Origin of the sequence: Breznakia sp. PFB1-19, from assembly GCF_029893935.1 — a bacterium.
Taxonomy (GTDB): Bacteria; Bacillota_I; Bacilli_A; order Erysipelotrichales; family Erysipelotrichaceae; genus Breznakia; species Breznakia blatticola.
On the sequence record NZ_JARXXJ010000010.1, the window covers coordinates 1 to 12,785 of the forward strand.

Sequence of the window (12,785 nt, forward strand, 5' to 3'; positions counted from 1 at the left end):
CCTCCTTTCAATTGTCCCGAAACATAAAGTCACTTATATTATACCTTGTATCATCTGATTGCAACGAGGTGTTGCAATTAAAAAAATAATTGAGGCTTTCTTACAATAGGTGAATTTTCTTCTTGATTTTTAATTTTAGAAATGATATTATTACGAAGCAGTTAAAAGTACGAAAGGAGGTTTTCAAATGTCAAGAAAATGTGCAATCACTGGAAAAGGGCCATTATCAGGTAACAAACGTTCACACTCATTACGTGCAACTAGACGTAAATGGAACGTAAACCTACAAACAGTTAGAGTGATGGTAGATGGAAAACCAAAGAAAATTAAAGTTTCCGCTCGTGCTTTAAAAACACTTAAAGCAAAACAAGCTATCTAATGAAACAAAAAGCGTGTTCATAATTGAGCACGCTTTTTTCTATGTATTTGCATCATCGCTTTCAATCACAATGACACGTCCACTATGCACTTCAAGTACCGCATATGGTTCTATAATCTCATTACTAACCGTATAAACATCTTTGCTGGAAAGCTTTCGATGCACTAATGGATATTTCACACCTTGCAAAGTAACTTCACTATCCTCGCAAGCAAAGAATGAAAGATATGTCGTACGTTTATCCATACGATACTCTCCTACTTCTAAAGGGTAGATATAATTTTGTGTATCAAAAATCGCAAAGTTCAGTTTTTGATATGCCATCAAATTATAGATTGCAATAAAGTGATCCATACGCCCACCAATCACACCAGTAAGCGCAACTTCATCATAATGTTCAAGTGCAAACTTTAGTGCATGTTCACTATCACTGTCATCTTTTTCACTTTCTAACTGAATAAGAGTTGTAGCTTCCTTAAGTTGTGCGAATTGTTCACTTGAAATAGAATCAAAATCTCCAATTGCATAATCCATTGGAATATTTTTCTCAAGTAAACTCAGAGCTCCTCCATCTACACCAATATAATGTACATCTTTATTGTAATGTACATCTTTTGTCATGTTTGCACAAAGGATTACACGTTTCATACTAATGATTGGATCCTCTCTTCAATATCACCTTCGAATACATAAGATCCAGCAACAAGTACATCAACACCAGCCTTTTTACAAAGTTCTCCAGTATCTTTATTAATTCCACCATCCACTTCAATTACATAATTCAAATTGTGTTCTTTTCGGTATGTATCAAAATATGCAATTTTATCTAATGCTTCAGGCATGAATGATTGTCCACCTTTTCCAGGTTCCACACTCATTACCAATACCAAATCAACAGAAGCTAAGTATGGCAAGATATTGGCAATTTGCGTACCTGGACGCGCAGTGATACCTGCCTTGCATCCTTGTTTTTTTATACTAGCAATCAATTGATGAATTTCATTTTCACTATCAAGGGATTCAACATGAAATGTAATCATATCCGCTCCTGCATCAATCATTTGTTTTGCTACTTTTACTGGTTGGTCCACCATAATATGAACATCCATAAATAAATTGGTTGCTTTCTTAAATCCTTTTAACACATTTGGTCCAAAGGTAATCGCATCAACAAAGTGACCATCCATCACATCAAAATGAAGCCATGGTGTGTTTGCTTTTACAACTTGTGCAAGTTGCGTTTCAACCTTTGCATAATCCAATGATAACACTGATGGTGCTACAATAACTTTTTTCATCTTTATTCCCCCTACCGTTTATTTTGAATCATCTTCATCACTTCTTTATAGTGATCATAACGATACTTTACAATTTCTTTATCTTCAACAGCTTCCAATACTGCACACTGTGGTTCATTTATATGAATACAATCATTGAACTTACACTTTCCCACATATGGCACAAAATCAGGTACGGTATGCGCAAAGATATGTACATCCATATTTTCTAAATCCAGTGATGAGAATCCTGGTGTATCAGCTACCCATCCATCATTGATTTCAAATAGTTGAGTATGACGGGTTGTATGTTTTCCACGTCCTAGTGCTTTTGAGATTGCTTGCGTTTTAATTTCTAAGCGATTATCAATACGATTCAACAAACTTGATTTTCCAGCTCCACTTTGTCCGGTTAGAACACTAATCTTCCCTTTAAATGCAGCCTCAATATCTTTTGTGTCAAACTCTTTACCGCTAACATATACTTCGTATCCACCTTTTTTGTAGTCTTCGATGTATCCATATACAGGATCACTTTCATCTTCAATCATATCCATCTTCGTGATAACTAAAACAGGTGTGATTCCTTCATAAGAAATCAAGAAAATCAAACGATCAATTAATACAGTAGAAAAATCGGGATCTTTGGCACTCATCACAATAATTGCCTGATCTACATTTGCAATCAATGGACGCACAAGTTGATTTTTACGTTCATGTATTTTTTGAATTCCATAAATGTCATCCATTTTTTCAAAATCTACAATATCACCAACAACAGGACTAACCCCTTTTCGTAGTTTTCCCATTGCTTTTGCATCATAGGTAACTCCATCGCTATAAATCTGATATTGGTTTGAGATAATTCGAATGATTGTTCCTTGTTTCATAGATCCCCTTTTCTTAATTAGTCTTGATAGTAATACAATGTTACAGTTGCACCATCTTTAATAGTCGAACCAGATTCTGGACTTTGTTTGATTACGGTGTTAATTGGACTATCGTCTCCATCTGGACGATCGATTACCTCCAGTTTTACAGAATACCCAGAGTTACTCAATTCACTTTTAGCAGCTTCAATTTCCCAGCCAATAACACTTCGTAAAGTAGCATCACCTTCACCTTTAGAAACAACAAGGGTAATTGTTGCATTCTTACCAGGTTCTACTAAGTCACCTTCTGATAAGCCTTTTTGTTCAATAATTTGTCCTTCTGCAAAATCAGAAGATTCTTTTTGCTCAACAGTAACCACAATTCCTTGTGCTTCAAGAATTGGTTTTACTTCACTAAGTTGTTTACCAACATAGTTTGTAATCATGAAGTACTTTCCTTTACTTACGGTAAAGGTAATTGTCTTCTTCTCGTTTGGTTTAATTTTTGTGCCTTCGCTAAGTCCACTTTGACTAAGAATGGTTCCTGCTTCATCATCTTCAGTAAATTCTTCTTTGACTTCCACTGTAATGTTGTTGGCTTCTAATTTTGATCGAATATCATCGATATTTTTACCAACATAGTTTTCAATTACAAAATACGTTCCACCACTAATTGTTATGTTAATCTTTGAACCTTTTGCAACTTTGTCTCCTGCTTTTTTCGATTGCTTGAATACTTCACCTTCTTGAATCGAATCATCTTCAGTTACTTCCGTAGTCACTTTACCAAGTTCAAGACCATACTTTTTCAATACATCTTCTGCTTGATCTTTTTCATATCCTTCTAGATTTGGCATTTCTATATATTCAGTAGGTCCAAATCCATCAATTGCTCCTGAGAAATATACACCTGCTGTAGTTGCACATGCAAGTAAGAATACTAGAGCTGCAATTGCAATGATTTTTGCTTTCTTTGATAGCTTTTTCTTTGCTGGTTTTACTTCTTGAGCAGCAGTTTGTGCATCATTTTGTGCAGGTATTTTTGCTTTTGCGGTTTCATCAAATACCACAGTTCCATCATTTGGTGAATCTGAGTCATCAAAGACAACCTTTGCGACATTGGCCATTTCTGGTGCCAAACATACTTCTAAATCAAAAAGCATATCATTTGCTGAAGCATAACGGTGCTTTTTATTTTTAGCTGTTGCTAGAATGATGATGTTTTCCACACTTTGAGGAATTTTCTTATTAAAATCACGTACGCTAGGAATGTCTTCACGCATGTGCTTCATCGCAATTTGTACTGGGTTTTCACCATTGAATGGAACATCTCCAGTAAGCAATTCATAAAATACGATTCCTAGTGAGTAAATATCCGTTTGTACAGTTGCTATTTCACCTCGTGTTGTTTCTGGCGCAATATAATGTGCACTTCCTAAAACAGAATCACTTTGTGTTAATTGCACTGCATCATGAGCTAATGCAATTCCAAAATCCGTAATCTTTACGGTTCCATCGTCTTTTACCAACACGTTTTGTGGCTTGATATCGCGGTGAATAATATTATTTTCATGTGCGTGTGCAACTGCGCTCGTCAGTTGCTTCATAATTGAGACTGCTTCATCAACTGGCAAAGCACCACGTTGGCGAATCAATTGTTTCAATGTTTTTCCACGTACATATTCCATTACGATATAACTTCGTCCATCATACTCTCCAACATCATATACTTCTACGACATTTGGATGGTGCAATTTACTTGTTGCACTTGCTTCTCGTTGAAAACGGACTAAGGCTACTGGATCTTTTCCTGCATCTCCTCGTAAAACTTTAATCGCTACTTCGCGATTTAGTATTGTATCAATTGCTAAATAAACATCTGCCATTCCACCTGATCCGATAGAAGAAACAACCATATAACGGTTGGCAATCATCGTTTGTTCACTCATTATGCACCCTCCTTTTCCGCAACGATAATCGTTACGTTATCATAACCACCAGTTTCATTACTTGCTAAGATTAGTTCATGTACTTTATCTTCAATCGAGATTTCTTGTTGTAGAATACTTTGGATTAATGCAGCAGACACAAATCCATGTAGCCCATCACTTGAAACCATAATTGATTGATAATTATTTTTTATTTTATTGATTGATGGATCCACTTTATTCCATACACCTAATGCGCGTGTAAGCATACTACCTTTTGGATGTGAACTTGCTTGTGAAACACTAACTTCACCTGCTTGTACCAAATCACTTGCTAAGTTATGGTCTTCAGTTAAGGCAATCAATTCTCCATCGTACATAGCGTACACTCGTGAATCTCCACAGTGGAAAATAAACGTTTCATTTTGCGAGAATAAGACACCTGCTACAGTTGTCCCCATTCCTTTATAATCCACGTTTGTAGTACTTGCTCGAAATACTTCATCGTTTGCTTTTTCAATTGCATAGCGTAACCACTCTTTGGTTTGATTTATGGTTTTACTGATTTCTTTATTTTCAAATTCTTTAGCAAGTACTTCTTTTGCCATAAAACTTGCAACGTCACCAGCATTTCCACCACCAATTCCGTCGCAAACAATCATGATGGATTCTTGATTCGCATTTGTTCCATAGAACAAACTATCTTGATTCATTGTTCGAACCTTACCACGATCGGTCGTTCCATACATTCGTATCATTGTTTACCTTCTTTCATTTCATTAGCTCTTAATTGTCCACAAGCAGCATCAATGTCTCCACCATGCTCCTTACGAATCGTACAACGTACCCCAAGTTTCATAAGTTCATCATAAAATGTCATTGCATGTTCTCTACTAACTCCTTGAAAACCTTGTTCATCAACACTATTATAAGGAATTAAATTCATATAGTAGTGATGTCCTTTCAATAGCTTAGCTAGTTGTTTAGCATGCTCTTTACTATCGTTTACACCTTTCAATAATATATATTCAAAAGTTAAGCGACGATTGTTGTATGTTTCATATACATCAAGTGCTTTCATCAACTCTTCTAATGGATACGCTTTATTAATTGGCATTAATTTATTTCGCAATTCATTATTTGGTGCATGTAGACTAATTGCTAGATTGTATTGTTTTTGTTCTTTTGCAAACCGTTCAATCATTGGCACAATTCCACATGTACTTATCGTAATATGACGTGCCCCGATTGCTAAACCATTATCATCATTCATAATGCTTAGAAACTTCATCACATGATCATAATTATCAAATGGTTCTCCAGTTCCCATAACAACAATATGACTGACACGATCTTCGTCTTCATCAAGTTCACGTTGAACATACATGATTTGATCAACCATTTCCGCAGTCGTCAAATTTCTTTGTTTTTTGAGTAGTCCACTCGCACAAAAAGCACAAGCCATATTACATCCAACTTGTGTTGTGACACAGACACTCTTTCCATAATCAAAACTCATCAATACCGTTTCAATTAACGCATCATCTACTAAAGCAAATAAATACTTTCGTGTTCCATCTTTCGATACTTGTTTTTTCACTAAACGTAAGTTCGAAATACTGTATTGCTCATTAAGGATTTGTCTTGATTCTTTATTTATATCACTCATTGCATCGAAGTTTGTTACATGTTCGCGGTATAACCAACGAAAGATTTGCTTTCCTCTAAATGGTTTCCATCCATGTGTTTTTGCCATCTCTTGCATTTCGAGTGCATCTAAATTGTAAATACTATCTTTCATATTTCTACATTTACCATTCTTTCCTATCAATGAAATCGTCCTTATTCTTCCATTTTTCGCATCTTACATATAAAGAAACCATCGCTATCATACGTGAATGGGAAAATCGTTTCCTCTGAAAGAATTTCCATATCTGGATGTGCTTCTATAAATGATTTAATCTGTAATTCATTTTCCTTTTTATTTAAGGTACATGTTGAATACACCATTTCACCACCTGGTTTTAAAACGATGTATGCTTGTGCTAAAATTCCTTTTTGTGTTTTGATAATACCATCCATATCTTCAGGTTCCATAAACATCTTAATCTCATTTTTGCGTTTTAAGGTTCCATATCCACTACAAGGTGCATCAACTAATATTTTATCAAAACGATTTGCTTCAAAGTGTTCACTTGCCTTTGTTGCATCCATTACTTGATAATCCACATTAATACATCCAAGTCGACGCATTGTTGCTTTTACTAATTCTAAACGGTGTGGATGTATATCAGTCGCGATTATTTTCCCACGATTTTTCATAAGTGCAGCCATATGCCCAGTTTTACTTCCCGGTGCACTACACATATCAAGGACAACATCATCTTCTGTTGGATTAAGTGTTAAAGCAACCATTTGACTAGCTTCATCTTGGACACTTGTACGTCCATATTTAAAATCTTCTGTAGCTGCAATACTTCCTTTTTTAAAATATAAAGCAACTGGTGAAAGTCTACCTTCTGTATATTGATTACTTTGCATCAATTCCTCTTTGGATGATTTAATGGTATTGATACGTACTGTCTGGTTAGGAATATGTAAGGAATCTTCGCATAATTGAATCGTTGTTTCCATTCCATATTGTTTTGCCCACATACGAACAATCCAGGTTGGAAATGATGTGCGAATTGCTAATTCTTCAAAATCATCACCTTCAATTGTGCGTTTTCCTTTACGTTGTACTTGGCGTAAGATGGCGTTCACAAATCCAACATATTTTCCTTCGTATTTTCCTTTTGCGATTTCTACTGCATCATCAATGATGGCGAAATCTGGAATACGGTCCAAAAAGAACATTTGGTAAACACTCATATCAAGCAACAACTTGATTTCTCGTTTTACTGGTTTTTCTGTATAGTCTTTCCATTGGTAATTGATGTATCGATAATTTTGCAATGTTCCATATACAATATTAGAAATAAGTGCTTTATCGCGATCATCAAATCCAACAAGTTCTTTCTTTAATAATAAGTTACTGTATTTACCATGAATGGCAATTTCAATTAACAGTTCAAATGCTTTTTTTCTAACGCTCATAGCCACCCTCATCCCGTAGGATTCGCCTTTCATTTTTTCTTACCTATCATACCACAAAACCATCCTTTATAGATAGCAAGCGATAGTTATTCCAAAAACAATGGATTGATATCTATTTCCAATTTGCTCTTGCATTTATTTCTTAATAATTCATTTTTTATAAAGTGCACAGATGCGATTAATTCATCAAGATTAGCACACTTTAAGATTTTACGAACACGTAATGTATCTTTTCTTTTTTGTAATTGCACTGCTCGTAAATGATGCACACTTGGATAATCAAACACTTCAAAACAAGTATCAATATCCTGATAAATTTGGTCCACTTTATCATTGGTAAAGATCAAACTTGCTAAATACGTGTATGGTGGATATTTCCCCAAATGACGAAATTGCATCTCTTTTTTAAAGAATGTATCGTAGTCTTGATTTTGCGCACAACGAATTGCATAATGCTCTTTTTGGTATGCTTGCATGATAACTTCACCAATTTTATCACCACGTCCACTTCGTCCACTTGCTTGTACAAGCAAATCAAAAGTGACTTCTACACTACGGAAATCTTCTCGTTGCAAACTTGCATCTGCATTTACAATACCAACAAGTGTCACATTTGGAATATCTAGTCCTTTTGCGATCATTTGCGTACCAACCAAAATATCATATTTATGTTGCTCAAATTCTCTTAATACAACTTCATGCATATCTTTTCTTCGCATCGTATCCTGATCCATTCGCACGACACGTGCTTGTGGAAATAATTCATCTAGATATTCTTCTAACCGTTGGGTACCAAAACCTGAAGTGGATATATTTTTGCTTCCACAACTCGAACAAACAAAATATGCTGGTTCATGATATTCACAGTAATGACAAACCAAACGATTGGTTTGTTTATGATAATTCAGTGCAATATCACAGTGTGGACATTTTTTAACTTCCCCACAATCTAAACAACGTAAAACCGGAGTATATCCTCTACGATTTAGTAGTAAGATTACTTGTTCATTTTTTTCTAAGCGCTCATAGATTGCATTTTTAAGTGAAACGGAAAGTAGTGCATCGTGATCGTGCTTCATACTTTCTTTCATATCCACAACATGCACAACTGGCATATTCTTATGAATACGTTCCTTTAATTCCAATAATTGGTAATTTCCTTTATATGCACGTGCATACGATTCTAATGAAGGGGTTGCACTTGCTAGTACAATTGGACAATCATGATATCTTGCACGCTCAATTGCTAAATCTCTACAGTGATAGCGTGGTTGACTATCTTGTTTGTAACTTGCATCATGCTCTTCATCTAATACAATAAGTCCTAGTTGTTCAAAAGGCATAAATACAGCACTTCTTGTTCCGACAACAATTTGTACCTTCTTTTCTTTTACTAACTTATATTGTTCATACTTCTGCTGATTATTTAAATTGGAATGATAAATAGCTACACTTTTTCCAAACCGACAGGTAACACGTTCTACCATTTGTGCAGTCAATCCTATTTCAGGAACTAATATCAACACTTGTTTTCCTTGTGCTAATACTTCACTAGCTAATTGTAAGAAAATCTCTGTTTTTCCACTACCCGTTACTCCGTGTAGTAAATGCACATGATGTCCTGCAATTGCCTTAATTTTATCAAGTGCTTGTTGTTGGGCTTCTTGAAGTTTGAAATGATCACATGCAAGATTGATTTGCTCAACTTCTGCTTGCTTTTCTTCTTCTTGCAACACAACAATACCTAACTCAATAAACCGCTGCAAACAACTGTATCGTTTGTTAAAATCTTGTCGTTTTATCTTTGGATGCTCTTGAAGATAGGCTAATGCTTCTTTTTGTTTTTGTCCTTTTACTTCTTTATCTTGTTGGTAGATCACATACACTTCTTTACGTATGTTTTGCTTTGTTGATTTTGGTTTTAATTTACTTGGCAACATTGCTTGAAAACAACTCATAACACTTGCTACACAGCGATTTGCCATAAATCTAGCCAAATGAAAAGCTTCTTCGTTCAACAAAACATCTTCATCAATAACACTATCAATTGCTTGTACCTTATATGGTAAAGCAAGAAGTTCTGCTTTTGACATCTCGTATACGCGATCGATGATTCCAACGATTTTCCTTCCAGCAAACATGATGTAAACACGCATCCCTTTTTCTACGTTGTATTGATTCACTTTGTATAAATAACTTTGATCTACAGCCATTGCTGTATATTCAATGTAAATATCTGCTACTTTTTCCATGAAAATATCTTACCACAAAAAAGAAGAATAGATGATTCTATTCTTCCCCATTTGTATTTGAAACCACTTCTTTTAAACTTGCAGCTAATCCTGTTAGTTTTTGAATTTCGCTTGGAATAATCAATTTTGTTGATTTACCGTTTGCAACTTTAGCAAGTGCTTCAAGTTCTTTAATTTTTACAGTTGCTGCATTTACATCAGCTTTTGATAATGCACTAAGTCCATCAGCAGTTGCTTGTTGTACTTCACGAATGGCTTTTGCTTGCCCTTCTGCTTCTAATACCATAGCTGCTTGACGACCTTCTGCTTCACGAATTTGACGCTCTTTAAATGCTTCGGCTTGAAGAATTGTACTTTCTTTTTCCCCTTCAGCAATAAGAATTTGACTTTTCTTTTTCCCTTCCGCTTGTAAAATTGCTTCACGACGTTCACGTTCTGCTTTCATTTGTTTTTCCATCGCATCTTGAATTTCACGCGGTGGCAAAATGTTTTTTACCTCAACACGGTTTACTTTAATTCCCCATTTATCAGTCGCTTCATCTAAGATTGCACGCATTTGTGTATTGATTACATCACGACTTGTTAATGTTGCATCTAAGTCCAATTCCCCAATTAAGTTACGTAATGTTGTAGCTGTTAAGTTTTCAACAGCCATCATTGGGTTTGTAACTCCATATGCATATAGCTTTGAATCCGTAACTTGGAAATATACTACTGTATCAATTTGCATCGTTACGTTATCTTTCGTAATTACTGGTTGCGGAGGAAAATCCACAACATGCTCTTTTAATGAGATTTTTTTAGCAACGCGTTCAATCAGTGGAACTAAGAAGTGTAATCCTGTTCCCCAAGTCACGCGGTATGCCCCTAAACGTTCAATAACATAAGACTCCGATTGTTTTACCACACGTACGTGTGCTCCTACCAATGCGATAATAACAATGATAAATACTAAAATCATAATTAATTCCATTTTATTTTTTCTCCTTATTTACGAGTACTGTAACACCTTTAATTTCGTGTACATACACTTCATCATCCTTTTTCAATGGCTGATGTCCGATGTTTTTGGCTGCCCAATCAACACCATCAAGTTGTACTCGACCCTCTTTTGTAAGTTCATTAAAGTCATGTAATACAATTGCCTTTTTACCTATCACATCATCTACGTTTGTTTTGATTAGATTTGGTTTGATTTTCTTCATCGCATATGGTCGTAATAACGCCATCGTTACTAACGAAACCACAATGAAAGCAATAAGTTGACCAGTAAAATTCACACCTGCCAAACTTAAAAATACGCAAACCAAACTACCTGTTGCAAACCAAATGGCGACAAGTTGTAAAGATGCCGCTTCTAATGCACATATGACAAGAAAAGCAATCATCCACCCTATTACGTATGATTCCATATGAAACCTCCTATGACCATTTTATGACATAATTAGCCAAAAGTACACAAAAACCATGCAATCACTCCAGTTGGAATCATTACATGGTCTGTTTTAAAGATTGGAATATCCCATCAAATATGTATCAACTGCTTTGGCTGTTTTCTTTCCTTCTTGCATTGCCCATACAACTAATGATTGACCTCGCTTTGCATCACCAGTAACAAATACACCATCAATTGCAGTAGCTGTTCCGTCAGTTGTCGCTAGTACACCACGTTCTGTTTGATCAAGCATAAATGCATTACTAACTGCACTCTCTACCCCAACAAAACCAGCAGCAATAAAAACAAGATCACAGTCAACGACGCGTTCACTATTTGCAACATGAACTGGTTGCATACGCTTGTTTTCATCAAGTTGCCATGCAACATCTACAATAATCGCTTGGCAAACTTCACCACCTTCGTTTTTAACAAACTCTTTGATTGTCGCTTCATAGACACGAGGATCTTGACCAAAAACTGCAATCGCTTCTTCTTGCCCATAGTCAGTCTTTTTAACCTTTGGCCATTCTGGCCATGGATTGTTTTCTTGACGTGTGCTTGGTAACTCTGGCATCATTTCGAGTTGCTTCACTGATGCACAATGTTGACGAATTGCTGTACCAACACAATCATTTCCAGTGTCCCCACCACCAATTACAAGTACGTGTTTGTTATTTGCATCAATAGTAGGTTTTGCATCGTCTGCATCAAGTACATGCTTTGTAACTGCTTGCAAATAATCAACAGCAAAATAAATACCTTTAGCTTCTCGATTTACAACGGATAAATCTCTTGGTTTACTTGCACCAACCGCCAAAACTACAGCATCGTATTCACTTTTCAACTTGTCCGCAGCTTCTAGTGTATCAATACTTGTTGAAAGGACAAATGTGATTCCTTCTTCTTCCATTAAAGCAATACGACGATTTACATATTGCTTGTCTAGTTTCATGTTAGGAATTCCATACATTAACAATCCACCTGCACGATCACTTCTTTCATACACAGTAACTTCATGACCACGACGATTCAACTGCCATGCTGTAGCTAATCCACTTGGACCACTCCCAACAATGGCAATCTTTTTTCCACTTCGCTTACTTGTTTTCTTAGCTTTTATGATTTGTTGCTTAAAGCCATACTCAATCAAGAATTTTTCATTTTCACAAATTGTAACCGCATCACCATGTAATGAACAAGTACATGCTTTTTCACAAGGTGCAGGACAAACCCGACTTGTGAATTCGGGAAATGGATTTGTTAGCAACAAACGTTTTAATGCCTCATCATAATTTCCACGATACAACAAATCGTTCCATTCTGGAATCATGTTGTGCAACGGACAACCACTTGACATACCTGCAATTTCTTGTCCAAACTGACAAAAAGGAACACCACAATCCATGCAACGACTTGCTTGTTTTTTACGTTCTTCTTCATTGATTGGAAGATGAAACTCAGCAAAATTACAAATTCTTTGTTTTGGACTTATATCGACACTATCTTTTCTACCATATTCCAAAAAACCACCAATTTTTCCCAT

General features: G+C 35.7%; 12 protein-coding genes. 1 reads left to right on the plus strand and 11 read right to left on the minus strand.

Going from position 1 to position 12,785, the window contains the following annotated elements:
• Positions 1-187: 187 nt before the first annotated feature.
• Positions 188-379, plus strand: a complete 192-nt coding sequence (gene rpmB / locus M2098_RS06165; protein ID WP_134169777.1) for a 50S ribosomal protein L28 — start codon at positions 188-190, stop codon at positions 377-379.
• Positions 380-418: 39 nt separating this feature from the next.
• On the opposite strand, the gene M2098_RS06170 is transcribed toward rpmB, so the two are convergent.
• The 11 genes from M2098_RS06170 to M2098_RS06220 all read right to left on the minus strand — a co-directional run bounded on the left by M2098_RS06170 (position 419) and on the right by M2098_RS06220 (position 12,785).
• Positions 419-1,027, minus strand: coding sequence for a thiamine diphosphokinase (locus M2098_RS06170; protein WP_280682796.1), 609 nt, complete (start codon positions 1,025-1,027; stop codon positions 419-421).
• Complete coding sequence (rpe, locus tag M2098_RS06175; protein WP_280682798.1) at positions 1,024-1,677, minus strand: ribulose-phosphate 3-epimerase; 654 nt, start codon at positions 1,675-1,677, stop codon at positions 1,024-1,026. Before rpe ends, M2098_RS06170 begins: the two co-directional genes overlap by 4 nt.
• Before the next feature lie 11 nt (positions 1,678-1,688).
• Positions 1,689-2,546, minus strand: a complete 858-nt coding sequence (gene rsgA, locus M2098_RS06180; protein WP_280682800.1) for a ribosome small subunit-dependent GTPase A — start codon at positions 2,544-2,546, stop codon at positions 1,689-1,691.
• A gap of 17 nt (positions 2,547-2,563) precedes the next feature.
• Entirely contained in the window at positions 2,564-4,477 is a 1,914-nt protein-coding gene (pknB, locus tag M2098_RS06185) for a Stk1 family PASTA domain-containing Ser/Thr kinase (protein ID WP_280682802.1), read from the minus strand.
• Positions 4,477-5,214 carry a Stp1/IreP family PP2C-type Ser/Thr phosphatase gene (locus M2098_RS06190; protein ID WP_280682804.1) on the minus strand — a complete coding sequence of 246 codons (738 nt, stop codon included), beginning with the start codon at positions 5,212-5,214 and terminating at the stop codon, positions 4,477-4,479. Before M2098_RS06190 ends, pknB begins: the two co-directional genes overlap by 1 nt.
• Positions 5,211-6,257: a 23S rRNA (adenine(2503)-C(2))-methyltransferase RlmN gene (gene rlmN / locus M2098_RS06195; RefSeq protein WP_280682806.1), complete on the minus strand. Its 1,047-nt coding sequence runs from the start codon at positions 6,255-6,257 to the stop codon at positions 5,211-5,213. The genes M2098_RS06190 and rlmN overlap by 4 nt, the downstream gene beginning before the upstream one ends.
• 41 nt (positions 6,258-6,298) lie before the next feature.
• Entirely contained in the window at positions 6,299-7,552 is a 1,254-nt protein-coding gene (gene rsmB / locus M2098_RS06200) for a 16S rRNA (cytosine(967)-C(5))-methyltransferase RsmB (protein ID WP_280682808.1), read from the minus strand.
• An 86-nt stretch (positions 7,553-7,638) separates the two neighbouring features.
• The gene (gene priA, locus M2098_RS06205) at positions 7,639-9,804 is read right to left on the minus strand and encodes a primosomal protein N' (protein WP_280682810.1); all 2,166 of its coding nucleotides are present in this window, start codon (positions 9,802-9,804) and stop codon (positions 7,639-7,641) included.
• Positions 9,805-9,841: 37 nt separating this feature from the next.
• Positions 9,842-10,777, minus strand: a complete 936-nt coding sequence (locus tag M2098_RS06210) for an SPFH domain-containing protein (RefSeq protein ID WP_134169759.1) — start codon at positions 10,775-10,777, stop codon at positions 9,842-9,844.
• Between the two features lies 1 nt (position 10,778).
• A complete protein-coding gene (locus M2098_RS06215) occupies positions 10,779-11,216 on the minus strand; it encodes an NfeD family protein (RefSeq protein WP_280682814.1) in 438 nt (145 codons plus the stop codon).
• A gap of 93 nt (positions 11,217-11,309) precedes the next feature.
• Complete coding sequence (locus M2098_RS06220) at positions 11,310-12,785, minus strand: glutamate synthase subunit beta (RefSeq protein WP_280682816.1); 1,476 nt, start codon at positions 12,783-12,785, stop codon at positions 11,310-11,312.